The organism is Vreelandella sp. L-15 (assembly GCF_056857635.1).
Genome location: NZ_JBSXNN010000056.1, coordinates 79,254 through 97,178 on the forward strand (window position 1 = coordinate 79,254; position 17,925 = coordinate 97,178).

The 17,925-nt window shown below is 58.2% G+C and carries 16 protein-coding genes and 2 tRNA genes; 11 read left to right on the forward strand and 7 right to left on the reverse strand.

The window, feature by feature from the left end; all coding sequences use genetic code 11:
- The first annotated feature begins 3 nt into the window (after positions 1 to 3).
- Positions 4 to 1,560 (forward strand): alkyl hydroperoxide reductase subunit F, encoded by a 1,557-nt coding sequence (ahpF, locus tag AC13CY_RS08030; protein WP_044628219.1) that lies wholly within the window; start codon positions 4 to 6, stop codon positions 1,558 to 1,560.
- 104 nt (positions 1,561 to 1,664) lie between these two features.
- Here the strand turns inward: ahpF and AC13CY_RS08035 are convergent, their stop codons facing one another.
- Genes AC13CY_RS08035 through hemA form a run of 5 tightly spaced genes read right to left on the reverse strand, consistent with a single transcriptional unit; the run spans position 1,665 to position 6,214 of the window.
- Entirely contained in the window at positions 1,665 to 2,420 is a 756-nt protein-coding gene (locus AC13CY_RS08035) for a HesA/MoeB/ThiF family protein (protein WP_089674934.1), read from the reverse strand.
- Positions 2,421 to 2,424: 4 nt separating this feature from the next.
- Positions 2,425 to 2,925, reverse strand: a complete 501-nt coding sequence (locus AC13CY_RS08040) for an Lrp/AsnC ligand binding domain-containing protein (RefSeq protein ID WP_044628221.1) — start codon at positions 2,923 to 2,925, stop codon at positions 2,425 to 2,427.
- Between the two features lie 30 nt (positions 2,926 to 2,955).
- Entirely contained in the window at positions 2,956 to 3,819 is an 864-nt protein-coding gene (gene prmC, locus AC13CY_RS08045; protein ID WP_089674938.1) for a peptide chain release factor N(5)-glutamine methyltransferase, read from the reverse strand.
- On the reverse strand, positions 3,819 to 4,907 hold the full coding sequence (gene prfA, locus AC13CY_RS08050; protein WP_137093881.1) for a peptide chain release factor 1: 1,089 nt from the start codon (positions 4,905 to 4,907) through the stop codon (positions 3,819 to 3,821). Before prfA ends, prmC begins: the two co-directional genes overlap by 1 nt.
- Complete coding sequence (gene hemA / locus AC13CY_RS08055; RefSeq protein ID WP_137093883.1) at positions 4,904 to 6,214, reverse strand: glutamyl-tRNA reductase; 1,311 nt, start codon at positions 6,212 to 6,214, stop codon at positions 4,904 to 4,906. The genes prfA and hemA overlap by 4 nt, the downstream gene beginning before the upstream one ends.
- Before the next feature lie 227 nt (positions 6,215 to 6,441).
- On the opposite strand from hemA, the gene AC13CY_RS08060 reads away from it, so the two are divergent.
- The 9 genes from AC13CY_RS08060 (at position 6,442) to AC13CY_RS08100 (ending at position 13,832) form a co-directional block, all read left to right on the forward strand.
- Positions 6,442 to 8,235 carry a tetratricopeptide repeat protein gene (locus AC13CY_RS08060; RefSeq protein ID WP_483052445.1) on the forward strand — a complete coding sequence of 598 codons (1,794 nt, stop codon included), beginning with the start codon at positions 6,442 to 6,444 and terminating at the stop codon, positions 8,233 to 8,235.
- Positions 8,236 to 8,298: 63 nt separating this feature from the next.
- On the forward strand, positions 8,299 to 8,955 hold the full coding sequence (gene lolB / locus AC13CY_RS08065) for a lipoprotein insertase outer membrane protein LolB (RefSeq protein WP_054640861.1): 657 nt from the start codon (positions 8,299 to 8,301) through the stop codon (positions 8,953 to 8,955).
- 69 nt (positions 8,956 to 9,024) lie between these two features.
- Complete coding sequence (ispE, locus tag AC13CY_RS08070) at positions 9,025 to 9,885, forward strand: 4-(cytidine 5'-diphospho)-2-C-methyl-D-erythritol kinase (RefSeq protein WP_058577614.1); 861 nt, start codon at positions 9,025 to 9,027, stop codon at positions 9,883 to 9,885.
- Between the two features lie 30 nt (positions 9,886 to 9,915).
- Positions 9,916 to 9,990, forward strand: a tRNA-Gln gene (locus AC13CY_RS08075).
- Between the two features lie 59 nt (positions 9,991 to 10,049).
- Positions 10,050 to 10,991 (forward strand): ribose-phosphate pyrophosphokinase, encoded by a 942-nt coding sequence (locus AC13CY_RS08080; protein ID WP_172416021.1) that lies wholly within the window; start codon positions 10,050 to 10,052, stop codon positions 10,989 to 10,991.
- Positions 10,992 to 11,087: 96 nt separating this feature from the next.
- Entirely contained in the window at positions 11,088 to 11,723 is a 636-nt protein-coding gene (locus AC13CY_RS08085; protein ID WP_044628228.1) for a 50S ribosomal protein L25/general stress protein Ctc, read from the forward strand.
- Positions 11,724 to 11,913: 190 nt separating this feature from the next.
- Complete coding sequence (pth, locus tag AC13CY_RS08090) at positions 11,914 to 12,495, forward strand: aminoacyl-tRNA hydrolase (protein ID WP_054644979.1); 582 nt, start codon at positions 11,914 to 11,916, stop codon at positions 12,493 to 12,495.
- A gap of 104 nt (positions 12,496 to 12,599) precedes the next feature.
- Positions 12,600 to 13,691, forward strand: coding sequence for a redox-regulated ATPase YchF (gene ychF, locus AC13CY_RS08095; RefSeq protein ID WP_058577613.1), 1,092 nt, complete (start codon positions 12,600 to 12,602; stop codon positions 13,689 to 13,691).
- Between the two features lie 64 nt (positions 13,692 to 13,755).
- Positions 13,756 to 13,832 (forward strand) — tRNA-Met (locus AC13CY_RS08100).
- Positions 13,833 to 13,913: 81 nt separating this feature from the next.
- On the opposite strand, the gene AC13CY_RS08105 is transcribed toward AC13CY_RS08100, so the two are convergent.
- On the reverse strand, positions 13,914 to 15,218 hold the full coding sequence (locus AC13CY_RS08105) for a M18 family aminopeptidase (protein WP_286702145.1): 1,305 nt from the start codon (positions 15,216 to 15,218) through the stop codon (positions 13,914 to 13,916).
- Positions 15,219 to 15,356: 138 nt separating this feature from the next.
- On the opposite strand from AC13CY_RS08105, the gene AC13CY_RS08110 reads away from it, so the two are divergent.
- Positions 15,357 to 17,462 (forward strand): carboxy terminal-processing peptidase, encoded by a 2,106-nt coding sequence (locus AC13CY_RS08110; RefSeq protein ID WP_483052446.1) that lies wholly within the window; start codon positions 15,357 to 15,359, stop codon positions 17,460 to 17,462.
- Positions 17,463 to 17,544: 82 nt separating this feature from the next.
- Here the strand turns inward: AC13CY_RS08110 and AC13CY_RS08115 are convergent, their stop codons facing one another.
- Entirely contained in the window at positions 17,545 to 17,925 is a 381-nt protein-coding gene (locus AC13CY_RS08115) for a metalloregulator ArsR/SmtB family transcription factor (protein WP_170968105.1), read from the reverse strand.

A 17,925-nucleotide genomic window follows, 5' to 3' on the forward strand; every position in this document is an offset into this window, starting at 1 on the left:
GTCATGCTGGACGCCAATTTAAAAAATCAGTTGAAAGCTTACCTGGAAAAAGTGACTCAACCGTTCGAGATCGTTGCGTCCCTCGATGACGGTGCCAAGTCACGCGAATTACTGGGCCTGTTGGAAGATATCAGCAGCCTCACCGATAAAATTACCCTGCATACCGACGGGCAAGATAGCCGTACCCCGTCGTTTGCGATTAACCGCCCCGGCGAAGAGACCGGCGTGGTGTTTGCAGGCATCCCCATGGGCCACGAGTTCACCTCGCTGGTACTGGCACTGCTGCAAGTCGGTGGTCACCCACCAAAGACCTCTCAAGAGCTGTTAGATCAAATCAAGGATCTCGACGGCGAGATGCTGTTTGAGACCTACTACTCGCTCTCCTGCCAGAACTGCCCGGATGTAGTTCAGGCGCTGAACCTGATGGCGATCTTCAACCCGAACGTGCGTCATGTCGCTATCGACGGTGCGCTGTTCCAGGATGAAGTCGAATCGCGCGAAATCATGTCCGTGCCCAGCATCTACTTAAACGGTAAGCCGTTTGACCAGGGCCGCATGACCCTTGAGCAGATTCTGGCCAAAGTGGACACTGGCGCTGCCGAGCGTGAAGCCAAGAAGCTGAGTGAAAAAGCTGCCTTCGATACGCTGGTGATTGGCGGCGGCCCAGCAGGTGCAGCGGCAGCCATCTACTCCGCACGTAAAGGCATTAACACCGGTGTTGCCGCCGAGCGCTTTGGTGGCCAGGTATCCGACACCATGGGTATTGAGAACTTTATCTCTGTTACCCACACCGAAGGCCCCAAGCTGGTCAGCGCACTTGAAGAGCACGTTAAAGAGTACGAAGTCGATGTGATGAATCTGCAACGTGCTACGTCGTTCAAAGCAGCTGAAGCCGAAGGCGGCCTGCATGAGGTCACGTTTGAGTCTGGCGCGAAGCTGAAGAGCAAAACTCTGGTACTGGCCACCGGTGCCCGCTGGCGTGAAATGAACGTGCCCGGCGAGCAAGAGTACCGCAACAAAGGTGTTGCCTACTGCCCCCACTGCGACGGCCCGCTGTTCAAAGGCAAGCGTGTCGCGGTGATTGGTGGCGGTAACTCCGGCGTTGAAGCCGCTATCGACTTGGCTGGCATCGTCGGCCACGTAACGCTGGTTGAGTTTATGGGTGAAATGCGCGCCGACGCGGTACTGCAGAAGAAGCTGAAGAGCCTGCCTAACGTCGACATCGTGCTAAATGCCCAAACCACCGAAGTGACCGGCGACGGCAGCCGCGTCAACGGCCTGACCTACAAGGACCGCCAAACCGACGAAGTCAGGAACATCGCGTTGGAAGGCATCTTTGTACAGATTGGCCTGGTGCCTAACACCGAGTGGCTGAAAGGCTCGCCAATTGAAATGTCACCCCGTGGCGAGATCATCGTCGATGCCCACGGTATGACCTCGGTGCCCGGCGTGTTCGCCGCTGGCGATGTCACCACCGTGCCCTACAAGCAGATCATTATTGCGATGGGTGAAGGTGCCAAAGCGTCACTGGGTGCCTTCGATTATCTGATTCGTAACTAATCTGCTAGATGACTGGCTGATAGGGCGGCAGCGCCGCCCTACTGAGTTCGTTCCCTTTGACGTGAAGACCGTGACGTCGCGCCCGCCTCCCTGCGGGCTTTTTTTTATGCGCGGGCGCTACACACCGGGCAAGCCGGATCTCTAGGCACTTGAAAATGGCGCCACTGGCCGCTTAAGCCATCAAACGTAGATAACCCCTGATGCGCACTCCCTGCACCGCTTAGCAGCTTAAATGCCTCTACCGCCTGGAAGCAGCCAATTAGCCCCACTAGCGGGGCCATGACACCGCTCTCTGCACAGCTCAGTGCCTCATCCTCACTATCCCCTGGCGGGTATAAACAGGCGTAGCAGGGGCACGCGTCATCACGCGGGTCAAACACTGCCAACTGGCCCGAAAAACGAATCGCCGCGCCGGAAATCAGCGGCACACCTGCCTGCTGAGAAGCCGCATTGATGGCATAGCGGCTGGAAAAACGGTCGGTGCAGTCCAGCACTACATCAGCCGAGGCCACCAGGGCGGTGAGCGCTTCGCCTTCTACATGCTGCTCAAGGGCCACAACGTGGCACTCTGGGTTAAGCGCCTGCATGCTCTCCTTCGCGGAGCGCGCTTTGTTCACCCCCAGGCTGGCCTGCTGATGGGCAATTTGGCGCTGCAGGTTGGAAAGCTCGACATGGTCAGCATCAGCGATAGTGATGGTGCCTACACCCGCCGCCGCCAAATAGAGCGCCACCGGCGAGCCAAGCCCGCCGGCACCGATAATCAGCGCATGGGCAGCGTGCAAGCGTTCCTGCCCTTCAATGTCCACCTCAGGCAGCATGATTTGGCGGCTATAGCGCAGCAGCGCCTGATCGTCCATCATCGCGTTACTTATCCTCAAATTCCTCAAAGTCGGGGATGTGCAGGCTGAAGCTCTCCTTCACCTCCTCCATCACTACGTAGCTTTTCGACTCTTTCACCCCTGGCAGGGTTAAGACCACATCCCCCAATAGTTGGCGATAAGCGGCCATTTCCGGGATGCGGCATTTCAGGATGTAGTCGAACTGCCCGGACACCAGGTGGCACTCCTGAATCTGCGGCAGCTTCTCCACCGCACGCCGAAATTCGTCAAACACAGCAGGCGACTGGGTTTCCAGGCTGATCTCAACAAATACCAGTAAGTTAGCTTTTAATGCTCTGGGGTCGAGAATGGCTTGATAGCCGCGGATAATGCCCGCGCGCTCCAAGCGCTTCACTCGCTCTAAGCAAGGGGTTGTGGATAAACCAACTTCAGAGGCAAGGTCTACATAGGAAATGCGCGCGTTCTCTTGCAGGCAACGCAAAATTTTCAGGTCGATACGGTCCAGCGTTCTATTTTTTGGTTTCATGGCAGGATCCAATACTGATGAATCAGGCAGTTATTCGAGGTGCCCCAGGGTAACCCGTTCATGGCCGCCCATGTCTTGCACGCTTTCAACGCTTTGATAGCCCGCCAGCTTTAGCGCTTGGCGCACACTGGGAGCCTGCTGATAGCCGTGCTCCAGCGCCAGCCAGCCGCCGGGCGAGAGAAATGCCTGCGCGGTGGTAATCAAGTGCAGCAGATCCGCCATACCGTCGGCCTCGGCCACCAGCGCCGAGCGTGGCTCAAAGCGCACATCGCCTTGGCCCAAATGCGGGTCATCGGCGGCAATATAGGGCGGATTACTGACAATGATCTCAAATGTTGAACCAGGTGAAGACGCACTAGGAGAAGAAAGCGTGAAAGCGCTGAACCAATCGCTGACCAGAAACGTGGCGTTAGTGATATTAAGTGTACGGGCATTGTCAGCCGCCAGCGCCACCGCCTCTGGGCGAACATCCACCCCGACCACCTGCCAATCCGGCTTTTCACTGGCAAAGGCCAGCGCGATAGCCCCGGTGCCCGTACCCAGGTCAAGCAGCCTGCCGGTTGGCGTGCCTGCACGCGCTAGCGCGGTCTCTACTAGAGTTTCGGTATCGGGACGGGGAATCAGCGTGGTAGACGAGGTAGCCAACGGCAGCCCCCAAAACTCACGCTCTCCGGTTAAATAGGCCACCGGCTGGCCCTGGGCGCGGGCGGCAATTAGCGCGTCAAAGCGGGCATGCTCCCAAGTCGGGCATTCGCTATCGCCCCAGGTATAGAGCCATGTGCGGCTGCGGCCAGTAGCGAACTCCATCAGCACCTCGGCATCTATTCGAGGCGATGGCGAACCTGCCAGCTGCAGCCGCTGGGCGGCGCTCTTCAGAAGGGCGTCGAATGTCATTAAGCGTCCTGCAGCGCCGAGAGCTGTTCCGCTTGGTACTCGTGAATCAGCGGCTCGATCACGTCGTCCAACTGCTCGCCGCTCACCACTTCGGTCAGCTTATATAGCGTGAGGTTAATGCGGTGATCGGTAATGCGCCCCTGAGGGAAGTTGTAAGTGCGGATACGCTCACTGCGGTCACCAGAGCCTACCAACGAGCGGCGGGCATCGGCCTGCTCCTGGCGCTGGGAATCCACCGCGTTACGCTTGAGCTTGGCGGCCAGCAGCGACATCGCTTTGGCGCGGTTCTTATGCTGGCTACGCTCTTCCTGACACTCCACCACCACGCCGGTAGGCAGGTGGGTAATACGGATCGCGGAATCTGTGGTGTTAACGTGCTGACCACCGGCACCGCTGGAGCGGTAGGTATCGACCCGCAAATCCGCCGGATTGATATCAATATCCCCCACCTCATCCACTTCAGGCATCACCGCAACGGTACAAGCGGAGGTGTGGATTCGGCCCTGGGATTCGGTCGCCGGTACGCGCTGTACCCGATGAGCGCCAGACTCGAACTTGAGGCGGGCATAGACGCCGTCGCCCTTCACGCGGGAAATGACTTCTTTATAACCGCCCTGCTCGCCGTGGCTAGCGCTAACAATTTCTACGCGCCAGCCGCGCTTTTCCGCATAGCGGGAGTACATGCGGAAGAGATCACCCGCAAAGATGGCCGCTTCATCACCACCCGTGCCCGCGCGCACTTCCAAAAAGACACCGCGACCGTCGTCCGGGTCTTTCGGAATCAGCAGGCGCTTGAGCTCAACGTCGAGCGCTTCCAACTGCTCGCGGCCGTCGAGAATTTCCATCTCCGCCAGCTCGCGCATCTCCGGGTCACTGTCGCGGCTTAGCTGCTCGGCTTCGGCAATGCTGTTTTCCACCTCAAGGTAGCGCTTCCAAGCGGCGACCAGCTCTTCCAGCTCCGAGTACTCGCGAGAGTAGTCGCGAAAGCGCTGCTGATTGTTGATCACCTCAGGATCTGACAGCAGCATGGCCAGCTCTTCAAACCGGTCGGAGAAGCTGTCTAAACGTTGGCGCAAAGTCTCTTTCATGCGGGCGTATCATCCTTCTGGCGTTTTGCCGGGGGCGCAGGCTGCTCAAAGGCGGGCTTCGGTGGCAGCAACAGGCGCGGTGCGGCGCTAAGCAAATCGTGGTTTTCCTGAGAGGCCGCTTCGCGAATGGTGAGCGTTGGCTGATGCATTAGGCGGCTGGCCAGCTGATGCGCTAGGCGCTCAACCACTTTGGCCGGGTCTTCGCCTTTTGCCAAACGCTCAAGCGCCTGATCCCGCGCCTGATCGCGCAGCGCCTCACCGTGGCGGCGATAGTCGCGAATTACCTCACCGCCATTACGAATACGCCGCTCATGCTGCCAGCTACCCACGCCGTGCTCAATGAGCGACTCGGCCTGGTCGGCTGCCACTTGGCGATGGCGACGATTCTCTTCGATCACCTCTTCCAGGTCATCGACGGTATACAGGAACACATCCGCCAGCTCACCCACTTCTGGCTCGATATCCCGGGGTACGGCGATATCGACCATAAACACGGGACGATGGCGACGCTTCTTCAGCGCCCGTTCGACCATCCCTTTGCCCAATATAGGCAGCGGAGATGCGGTAGAGGAGATAACAATATCGGCATGCTCTAAGGCATCAGGAATCTCCGGCAGCGTAATCGCCGTACCGCCCAGCGACGATGAAACCTGCTCGGCCCGCTCCCGGGTACGATTCGCCACGGTGAGCTGACGGACACCAGCTTCATGAAGATGGCGCGCCACTAGCTCGATGGTCTCACCTGCGCCAATCAGTAACGCGTTGGCGCGGCTGAAATCATCGAAAATGCGGCTGGCCATGCTGACGGCAGCATAGGCAACGGACACCGGATTTTTACCGATGCCGGTTTCGGTGCGTACCTGCTTAGCCACGGCGAAGGTGTGCTGAAAAAGACGCTCCAGCTCGCCACCCAGGCCCTTGGCCTGACGCGCTTGCTGATAAGCATCTTTTAACTGGCCCAGTATTTGCGGCTCACCCAACACCATGGAGTCCAACCCCACGGCCACGCGCATCAAATGACGAGCAGCGTCGTTGTCGTGGTAGTGGTAGGCGCAGCGGGCGAGCTCTTCAACGCGTAAATTATGAAAACGACCCAGCCAGTCCAGCACAGTCTGCTCACCGGCGGCATCCGTCACACAGTAGAGTTCCGTGCGATTACACGTCGAAAGCACCGCCGCTTCGCTAATGTGTGGCAGGCTACGCAGTTCAGCCAACGCGCTTTCCAGCTGCGTCGGCGTAAAGGCCACCTGCTCACGCACAGCCACGGTGGCAGTACGATGATTGATTCCCAGGGCAAGAAGCGTCATGGGTTATGCGTCTTCGCTAGTGGATCGGTCGTCACGTCACTGTCGGTCATGGTTTCTTGGCTTGTTAATACAAGTCTAAGAGAGCAGCTCATCAAGTGAATTGCGCTGACTCGGCTCTTTTCAAGGTGGGACATTCTATCACAGCCGAGCATCTTCTGGCGCACACCACTTTGCCGCAGGCAACCAAGCCGCTATGCTGAACACTCGGCCACTTGATCGAGATACGCATGCCCCATCGCGCAACACTACTGGGTATTCCCTGTTCGTTTTCGGGTTTTCCACTTTTGCCCTTGGCCGCCACGCTGATACTGAGCGGCTGCCAGCTGTCACCCTCTCTTTTTGACGGTGAAACCAACGCTCATGTTGAAGACCCAATGGTGACGGCACCGCCTATTACCAGCGGGCTGGATGCCGCTGGGTTACGTACCCTGCTAACCGCAGAGCTGGCCGGACAACGCGGCGATTACCGCTATGCGGGCCTGGGATATCTTGAGGCCGCCCAGCGCTACACGTCACCAGGGCTGGCCGAACGGGCCACGTTCGCCGCACGCTTTGGTAATGATGCCGCACTAATGGAAGCCGCCGCGCTGCGCTGGCGTGAATTAGACCCTCGGGCAGAAACACCCAACCGCCTGCTTGCCTCACTATCACTCCAACGGGGCGACTGGCTGGATAGCCTAGAGCAGCGGCTAGCCATTGCTGAATCAGGCGGCAATGGTGAAATTGCCCCCTTCGCTGAAATCGCCGTCGCCGAAGAGGCACCGCTTAACCTGTTAGCACAGCAGCTACGCAGCTATCTTTCACAGCCGGAGGTTTCCCAGCGCGAGTTTCACAGCGATGTGCTGCTGGGTACCGCCCTGATCGAAGCTGCCCTGGGAGAAACGCAAACCGCCCAGCGCTATTTAGATGAAGTAGAACAGCAAGAGCCAGAGTCAGCCGCCCTGTGGCTAGCTAAAGCACGCCTTGCGCTGGAAACTGGCGACCACCGCGGCGCACAGCAGGCAGCCCAGCAAGGCCTTAGCCTAGCGCCTGACGACGTGCGCTTTATCTTAATGCTGGCCCAAGCAGAAATACGCCTCAACAACATTACCGCCGCCGAAGTGCAAACCAATGCTCTATTAGAGAGCCACGGTGGCAACCAGGATTTACGCATTGCCTTGGCGCAGCTCTATTTAGAAGAAGGGCACAGCGAGCCTGCCTACCGGCTGCTGCAGCCGCTCATTAGTCAAGAGAACATACCCAACATTGCCTACTTCTTATTAGGTGCTATTGCCCAATCCCAAGGAGAGGTCGACAACGCCCTCCTCTACTACCGCCAAGTGTATGAAGGTGATGAATTTTTAGCCGCCAGGTCGGCGGCGGCTCGCATGCTCATTGAGGATGATCGTTTACTCGACGCCCGCGCTTTTCTACGCATTGAGCGCATGCGCCACGACGCCTATTTCGGTGACCTAGTAAGGTTAGAAGTGCAACTGCTGGACGAGTTGTCGCTTCAAGAAGATGCCACCGCCCTGCTGGATCGAGAAATTACCCGCACCCCAGATGACACTAGCCTGCTGTACCTTCGCGCCATGCGCGCCTGGGAGATGGGCGACTTAACAGGCATGGAGCGGGACTTACGGCAAATCTTACGCACCGAGCCCAACAATGCTGACGCGCTAAATGCCCTAGGTTACACGCTCGCTGACCTTAACTTACCCGGAAGACTAGAAGAAGCTCGTGAGCTTATTGAGCGTGCCTACGAAGCGGACCCAGATAACCCGGCGGTATTAGACAGCATGGGCTGGGTGTATTTCCGCCTCGGCAAACCCGACGATGCGCTGGCATGGCTAGAAAGCGCCTACGCGCAGATGCCCGACCAAGAAATTGCCGCGCACTTAGCCGAGGTGCTTCATTCACTAGGACGCAGTGACGAAGCGCGCCTGCTGATTGCACGCATTCTGCAACGAACCACTTACCATCCTCACATTGATGATTTACTTGAGCGTTACCCTGAACTTACGCCACCCAGCGCGCCCTAAGGCTTACTTCTTTACCGTTGCTAGTTTTTACCCTTAATAGACAGCACTGACATGGAGCCAGTTATGTTGACTTCTTTTTTGAACAGCGCGCCAGTGAGCACCCCTTCCGCATCACTCTATCGTTCTTCCCGCCTATGGGTGGCCGCCCTGGCGGTGGCTGCCCTTACCGGGTGTGCCAGCCAAGCGCCGACGGATGAAGGCGGCCGCCAAGCCGGCCAGTGGGAGCGCCAACAGGCAGATGTGGAAGCGTTCGAGAGCTGGACCCTGGTCGGCAAAGCGGGCCTACGCACTCCAGAAGAGAACACCAGCGCCAACCTGGACTGGAACCAAACCCCCTACTACTTCCGCATGCTGATTAGCGGCCCCTTTGGCGGTGGTCGCAGCGTACTGGAAGGCCGCGAGGGTCGCTTCTCACTGACCACCAGTGAAGGCCGTTTTGAAGCAGAAACCCCGGAAGCCTTAATGGAAGAGCAGCTTGGCTGGTCGTTGCCAGTGCGCGCCATGCCTGACTGGGTGCGCGGCCTGCCCGGCGACCACGCCAGCTACCAGCTCGAAACTGACGAACTCGGCTTCCCGAGCCACCTTCAACAAGACGGCTGGGAAATTGACTACCGTGACTGGGAGCAGGCTGAAGGTATGTGGCTACCGCGCCGCTTGGTCATGAACTACGGCGATGTACGCATTACCCTGGTAGTTAATCAGTGGCAGGCCTCCGAATAGAGCGCTCGGGCTGGCAAGCACCAGTCCTCTTTCATACGTTTACATACGTTTAGCCAATAGAGAACCGGCATGCCCGCAACACCCCGCACACTCACTCTACCCGCCCCAGCCAAGTTAAACCGCATGCTGCATATTGTGGGCCGCCGTCAAGACGGCTACCACGAACTGCAGACGCTGTTTCAGATTATCGACCTCTGCGATTATCTAAGCTTCAACCTGCGCCAAGACGGCGTTATCGAACTGACCACATCGATGGATGGCGTAGCGCACGATGACAACCTTATTGTGCGTGCAGCAAAGCGGTTGCAGCAGGCCAGCGGCACCCACCTTGGTGCTTCTATATCAATTGAGAAGCACCTGCCCATGGGCGGCGGCCTGGGTGGCGGCAGCTCCAACGCGGCCACCGTACTTAAAGGACTCAATCAGCTCTGGCAGCTTGGGCTCAGCGATGCCACCCTAGCAGAGCTGGGCTTAGCGCTAGGTGCCGATGTACCCGTCTTCGTTTTAGGCAAAAGCGCCTGGGCCGAAGGCGTGGGCGAGAAATTAACACCCGCGACCCTCGACACCCCGTGGTTTGTGGTCATCCACCCAGGCATTAGCGTCTCAACCCCCGCAATCTTCCAAGACCCGGAATTGACACGCGACAGCCTCCCCATTACTATGGCGCGCGCACTGCAGGGGGGAGTGGCCGAGTGGCGTAATGACTGCGAAGCTACCGTCAAAAAACGCTACCCGCGTATCGCGGAAGCACTTGACTGGCTCGCGCAGCACGCACCTAGTCGGCTGACGGGCACTGGCGCCTGTTTGTTTGCAGCTTTTGAGTCACAAGAGGCTGCGCAAACGGTGGCTGAACTGGCTAATCAGCGCTGGCAAGCATGGGTCGCGCGCGGACTTAACACCTCTCCCCTACAAGATGCTCTGGGCTGCTGAAAGCGCCCGGTCATCGCATTAGGTTATTGCTGGGGTATCGCCAAGTGGTAAGGCACCGGTTTTTGGTATCGGCATTCCCAGGTTCGAATCCTGGTACCCCAGCCAATTCTAATGTTGATCTGCGTTTTCTCCCCTGATCCCCAACACTGCAAAGGTGGCTGCGCGTGTCAAAATTGATGGTTTTCACCGGGAACGCCAATCCCGAACTCGCTCAAAAGATTGCCGAGAGCTTAGACAGCCGTATGGGTAACGCCACGGTGGGTCAATTTAGCGACGGCGAAATCGCGGTCGAGATCAATGAGAACGTGCGTGGTAAGGATGTCTTCATCCTGCAATCCACCTGTGCCCCGACGAACGACAACCTGATGGAACTGATCCTGATGGTCGACGCTCTGCGTCGCGCCTCGGCTGCCCGTATTACGGCAGTGGTTCCCTACTTTGGTTATGCCCGCCAGGACCGTCGTGTACGCTCCGCCCGCGTTCCCATCTCAGCAAAAGTTGTGGCGGATATGATGGTGAAAGCAGGCGTTGATCGCGTAATGACCATGGACCTGCACGCCGACCAAATTCAAGGTTTCTTCGACGTACCGGTTGATAACGTGTACGGCTCACCGATCCTGCTGGACGACATCGAGCGTCAAAACTACGACGATCTCGTGGTTGTTTCCCCCGATGTTGGCGGCGTTGTGCGTGCCCGTGCCATCGCCAAACAGCTGAATGCTGATTTGGCTATCATTGACAAGCGTCGCCCCCAGGCCAACCAAGCCCAGGTGATGCACATTATCGGTGAAATCGAAGGCCGCACTTGTGTGGTCGTCGATGACATGATTGATACCGCTGGCACACTGTGTAAAGCCGGTGAAGCGCTGAAAGACCACGGCGCTGCGCGCGTCGTCGCGTATGCTACGCATCCGATTTTGTCCGGCCCTGCGGTCGACAACATCACCAACTCTGTACTGGACGAGGTTGTCGTGACCGACACCATTCCGCTCGCCGACCATGCGCGTCGTAGCGGAAAGATTCGCCAGTTGAGCGTTGCTGGCTTGATTGCGGAAGCGATTCGCCGCGTCAGCAACGAAGAATCCGTCAGCGCGATGTTCCACTAACGCCTGACGTTATAAGCCCCCAACTGGGGCCCTGGAAACGTCGTCGTCTGGTCGCGGACGGCGGCGTTTCCTTACTTAAACCAAGAGGCAAATTCCATGTCTGATTTTATCCTGCAAGCCAGCGTTCGTAACGACCTGGGGAAAGGTGCGAGCCGCCGCCTGCGTCGTGCGAACCAACAAGTACCGGCCGTTGTATACGGCGGTGAGAAAGGTGCTCAGTCTATCTCTGTAGAAAAAACTGCGTTCTACAAAGCGATTGAAGACGAGGCCTTCTTCTCCTCTGTCATCAAACTGGTGATCGACGGTAAAGAAGAGCAAGTGGTTGTTCGTGACCTGCAGCGTCACCCGTTCAAGCCGCTGCTGACCCACGCTGACTTCCTGCGTGTTGATGCTACTCACGAAATCACCATGAACGTGCCGCTGCACGTGGTGAACGAAGAGAAGTGTGTAGGTATCAAAGACCAAGGCGGCGAACTGCACGTCCTGGCTAACGAAGTCGCCATCAGCTGCTTGCCGAAAGACCTTCCGGACTTCCTGGAAGTGGACATCAGCAACGTTGAGCTGGGTACTACCCTGCACCTGTCTGACCTGACCCTGCCGGCTGGCGTCACTTCTGTTGACCTGTCCCACGGTGAAGAGCACGACAACGCCATTCTGAGCATCACCAAAGTGAAAGTACGTGGCGGTGACGAAGAAGAAGGCGAAGGCGACGCAGAAGCCAGCGCCGAGTAAGCCTTGCTAAAGGTGCTGCCAGCGTATGCTGACCAGTGCCGCCTGGGCCATGCCCGCATGGCCCAAGGATGTTAAAATCAAGCGCTTCGGCGCTTGATTTTTTTTTGCAGCGTGGCGCCACCCTGCTTATCTGCAAAGCAGCTGCCAGTGAGTCAACGATATATCTTCCAGAACCGTTGGAGGTGGGAAAATGAGCCAGGTAACGGCCATTATAGGACTGGGCAACCCAGGCGCAGAATACGACGCCACCCGCCATAATGCGGGCTTTTGGCTAGTGGACGCCATTGCACGCAGCGCCCACACCGAACTGCGTCCTGAGAAAAAGTTTTTAGGGTTATACGCCAAAGCCCGCGTGGGTGACCATGAGCTGCACCTGCTCAACCCCACCACCTTTATGAACCGCAGCGGTGCGGCTGTGGCAGCGCTAACCCAGTTTTTTAAGCTTACCCCAGACAACCTACTGGTCGCTCACGATGAGCTTGACCTCCCCCCTGGGCAGTCACGCTATAAAACCGGCGGCGGGCACGGCGGCCACAACGGGCTGCGGGATATTATCAGCGCCCTTGGCAACCAAAATCAGTTTCATCGGCTGCGGATTGGCATCGGCCATCCCGGCGAGGCGCGCCAAGTAGTGAACTATGTACTAGGCCGCCCTGGCAAAGCCGAACAAGAAGCCATTGAGCGCTCGTTGGATGAGTGCCTAGCCACGCTTCCGCTTGCGCTTTCCGGCGACTGGGCTAAAGCCATGAACCGCCTACATAGCGTAAAATAGCAGCACGTTTTCAGCACACATTCTCTACGCGTTACGCACGCGCTTTTTTCACACTTGGCAGGCGCTTTATTGGTAGCGCCGCCCTAGCGGCCAGGAAGTTACTTATGGGCTTTAACTGCGGTATTGTCGGCCTACCCAACGTAGGCAAATCCACGCTGTTCAATGCGTTGACGAAGTCAGGGATTGATGCAGAGAACTTCCCGTTCTGCACCATCGAACCCAACGTTGGCATCGTCCCGATGCCAGACCCACGCCTGGATGCGCTAGCGGCCATCGTAAAGCCTGAGAAAGTGCTGCCCACCACCATGGAGTTTGTGGATATCGCAGGCCTCGTGGCGGGTGCCTCCAAAGGTGAAGGCCTGGGTAATAAGTTCCTGGCCAACATTCGTGAAACCCAAGCCATTGCCCACGTGGTGCGCTGCTTCGATAACGACAACGTGATCCACGTCGCCAACCAAGTAGATCCCCGCGCCGACATCGAGACCATCAATCTTGAGCTCGCCTTGGCCGACCTAGACACCGTCGAGAAAGCCAGCCAGCGCCTACTGCGCTCAGTGAAAGGCGGTGATAAAGACGCCATTGCCACCAAAGCCGTGCTGGACAAAATCCTGCCGCATCTTGCCGAAGGCCAGCCGCTGCGCAGCTTTGGCCTGGATGACGACGAAAAACGTCAGGTAAAAAGCTTTGGCTTTTTGACCCTCAAGCCCACTATGTACATTGCTAACGTCAATGAAGATGGCTTTGAGAACAACCCCTACCTGGATATCGTCAAAGAGATCGCCGCCGAAGAAGGTGCAGTCGTCGTGCCGGTGTGCAACCAGTTAGAAGCCGAAATTGCCGAACTCGAAGATGAAGAGCGCAGCATGTTCCTCTCCGAAATGGGCATGGAAGAGCCGGGCTTAGACCGCGTAATTCGCGCGGGCTACGCCCTGCTTGGCCTGCAAACCTACTTCACCGCAGGCGTGAAAGAGGTGCGCGCCTGGACCGTGAAACAGGGCGCTAGCGCACCCGAGGCCGCCGGTGTGATTCACACCGATTTCCAAAAAGGCTTTATCCGCGCTGAAGTCATCGCCTATGACGACTACATCACGCTGGGCGGCGAGCAAGGTGCCAAAGATAACGGCAAATGGCGCTTGGAAGGTAAAGACTACATCGTCAAAGATGGCGACGTGATCCACTTCCGCTTCAATGTATAAGCGAGAAAAGAAACAAATGCTTGACGGGCGGCGTACCCCTGGGTAATATTCGCACCCGTTGAACGGCTACGTAGCTCAGCTGGTTAGAGCACATCACTCATAATGATGGGGTCCCCTGTTCAAATCAGGGCGTAGCCACCAACACCGAATACCGCTAGCAATAGCAGAAGCCCGCTGACTCAGTCAGCGGGCTTTTTCGTTTCTAGACTTTTCTTGGTTAGCTCAGGAGAGCGTCGGGCGGTTCAGGAACACCGTCAGCGCCCGCGTCAGGTAATCCACATCTCGCGTACCGGACGTTTCACGAATCGAGTGCATCGCCCACTGGGGCAACCCGACGTCGATGGTCGGCACGCCCACTTCCGTGGCGGTAATCGGCCCTATGGTGCTGCCACAGCCCATATCCGCCCGTGTGACGAACGACTGTACGGGCACATCTGCTTCGCGACACACGTCCCGGAACAGCGCGCCGGTGACGCTATTGGTAGCGTAGCGCTGGCTGGCGTTCACCTTGATCACCGGGCCGCCGTTAATGGCCGGACCGTGGCGTTCATCGTGTTTGTCGCGGAAGTTTGGATGCAGCGCGTGGGCGTTATCGCAGGAAATCATCAGCGACGATTGAATCAGCTGGATCAACGACTCCTCGCTGCCACCGCCCACCTGGGCATTCAAGCGTTTCAGCACGTCGCTCAAGAACGGCCCCTGGGCACCGCACGCGCTGGCACTACCCACCTCCTCATGGTCATTCGCCACCAGCAGCGCGCCCTGGCTACCATCGCTTTCCAGCAGCGCTTCCAGGCCCACGAAGCACGACAGTAGGTTATCCAGCCGCGCGCTGGCCAGCAGCTCCTTGCGCAGCCCGACCAGTGATGGCGGCTGAACGTCGTAAAAACCCAACTCGAAATCCACCACCTCGACCGCGCGTAGGCCATGCTGCTCTTCCAACCACTGCCCCAGCAGTTCGTGCAGCTTGGCGGTATCGCTCTGCATCAGCACCGGCGCCATCTGTGTTTGCGGATTGATCGAGCGCCCCGCATTTACATCGCGGTCCATATGGATCGCCAAGCTCGGAATCATCGCAATCGGACGCGCCACGTTGAGCAGCACGCTCTCCAAGCGACCATCGGCATGGCGCACGTGAACGCGGCCCGCCAAGCCCAAATCTCGGTCAAACCAGGGGGCCAACAGCACGCCGCCGTAAACCTGCACGCCCAACTGCAGCCAACCTGCTGAATATTGGGTGGCGTTGGGCTTCAAGCGCAGCCCTGGACTATCGGTGTGAGCACCCAGCATGCGCAGGCTGGTCACCTTGCCAGCGGGCAGCTGAAACGCGATCACCGACGAGTCGTTGCGCGTCACGTAGTAACGCTTTCCTGGCGACAATTGCCAGTTCGCGGTCTCTTCCAGGCGCGCAAAGCCCGCCTGCTCCAAACGCTCGACCATGCGTTGAGTCGCATGCCATGGCGTGGGCGACTGCTGCAGAAAATCGCACAGCCGCGTTAAACGTTCCGCGTTGAAAGCCTCGGACATGGAATTCCTCATAACAGTAATGATTGAGTCTCACAGGGGAAATGACCTGCTACAATGCTCCCTCGGCCTACGCAACTCATAGGCTGACTGCGGGTCTAGGGAAGAATGAGTGTACACAAATCCGGGAGAGCTTGACTGATGAGCTTGTTTGCAACGCTTTCGCGCTCGGTCGCCCTTGCCGTAATGCTGGTGATCACCAGCCCGGCAGCGCTGGCGCAACTTGCGCCGACCGACGAACAACGCCAAGCGGCGGTGGAAATTGCGGAAGCCCTCCGCTATGGCCATTATGCCGATATTGATTTCGACGAACAGTGGTCACAGGAAGCTTTCCAGCGCTATCTGGACATTCTTGATGGTCAGCGCAGCTACTTACTGAACCGTGACATCGAACCCTATCGCCACCTCGAAGACGACATGGCCGACGCGCTGTTCGACGGCGACCTAGACGATGCGTTTGCACTTTACAACCGTCTCAGCGAGCGGCACACCAACCGCTTGGAATGGCTGCTTGCCAAATTGGACGACGGTTTATCGTTGGAGTTCGATAGCAACGAACGCTTGGAAGTCAACCGCGAAGACGCTCCCTGGGCCAGCCGCGAAAGCGAGCTGGATGAGCTATGGCGCAAACGGCTGAAAAACGACGCCCTGACCCTCGCCCTCACCGACCAAGACGCAGAGCAGATCGAAGACAACCTGCGCCAACGTTATGAAGGCCAGCTTTCGCGGTTACGCCAAACGGAATCGGAAGATGTCTTTGGGCTGCTGATGGCGGCTGTCTCCGGCACCATCGACCCGCATACCGGCTACCTCTCCCCTCGCCAAGGCGAATCTTTTGACATTCAAATGAGCCTCTCGCTGGAGGGCATAGGCGCGCTACTGCAATCCGACGGCGAGTACGTCAAGGTCTCTAGCCTCGTACCCGGCGGCCCCGCGGATCGCGCAGGCGTATTAGAGCCCGCCGACCGCATTATCGCCGTGGGCCAGGAAGAGGGAGAGATGGTCAACGTGGTGGGCATGCGCCTGGATAACGTCGTCGACCTGATTCGCGGCCCGAAAGGCTCCGTGGTCCGCCTGGACGTGGTGCCGGCCCAGGCGGTGGATATGACCCGCTCGCAAATCGTCGAAATCACCCGCGATACGGTGAGCCTTGAAGATCAAGCCGCCCACAGCGAAGTGATCGAAGTGATGCGTGACGGCGAGCCACACCGCATCGGCGTCATCAATGTGCCCACTTTCTACGTGGACTTCGACGCCTGGCAGGCCGGTGAAGAAGAGTACCGCAGTACTACCCGCGACGTGGCCCGTGAAATCGACAACCTCAAAAAAGAGGGTGTTGAAGGCATCGTGCTGGACCTGCGCAATAACGGCGGCGGCGCACTGCAAGAAGCCAACTCGCTGATCGGCCTGTTTATTGACCGCGGCCCCACCGTGCAAGTACGCGATGCCCAGGGCCGCATTCAGCTGTACGGCGACACCGAAGCAGGCACCGTGTACGACGGCCCGCTCACCGTGCTGGTGAACCGCCTTTCGGCCTCGGCGTCTGAAATCTTCGCCGGTGCCATTCAGGATTACGGCCGCGGCATTGTGGTGGGCGCGTCTACCTTTGGCAAAGGCACCGTTCAAACCCTAAACGAGCTTAGCCACGGCCAGATCAAGCTCACCCGCGCCAAGTTCTACCGTATCTCTGGCGACAGCACCCAGAACCGCGGCGTAGAGCCGGACATCACCTTCCCCAGCCTGATTGACCCAGAGCGGATTGGCGAGAGCAGCCTGGACAACGCGCTGGCCTGGGACACCGTGAAAAACGTTCAGTACCGCCGCTACGGAGAGCCGGAACGTGTACTGCCGACGCTGATTACTCGCCATGAAGAGCGCGCCAAAGAGAACCCCAACTTCCGCTACCTGGAGCGCCAATCCACGCTGGCTCGCCAGCTGCGTGAACAGCACACCAGCGTCAGCCTGAACCGGGAGCAGCGCCAACGCGAGCTAGAAGCCCAAGAAGCCGAACAGCTCTCGCTGGAAAACCAGCGCCGCCGCGCCCTGGGGCTGCCTGAACTGGAAGAGTGGATGGATGCGCGTAGCGACGGCACCACCCCGACAGAAGACGCTGAAGTAGAAAGCGAAGGCGAAACGGAAGGCAACGAAGAAGAAGTGCCGGTCGACCGTGCGCACGTGCTCGAGGCCGCCGAAGTGCTGCTTGACTATGTACACCTGCAAAACCAACAGCGCATGGCCAAGCGTTAAGTAAACGGCTTGAGCTACCCTAAGTACGAAGACGCCAGCCCTCGGGCTGGCGTTTTTGTGTGTGCTGACTAAATCATAACCGCTAGCAGAGCGCGGCACGCCGCGCAGGGCGATCTCCCATACGCGTCAAACGCTGCGTCAGCGCGTTAAGCTGCACGGCACTCCCCTGCGCAGCGGATTCAATAATCGACTGCGCCCAGGCAGGTAGCTGCGGCGCTAAACGGTAATAGACCCACTGCCCTTCCCGCTGATCCATCAGCAGGCCGCACTGGCGCAGCTGCGCCAAATGGCGAGACACCTTGGGCTGAGACTCCTCCAGCGCATAGGTCATCTCACACACGCACAGCGACTGCTCTTTAGCAATCAGCAGCACCAGCATCAGCCGCGTTTCATCACTCAAACACTTAAAGACCTGCAGCGCCTGCAGGCTAGCCGCTTCTCCCACGACACCTTCCCACGCCAT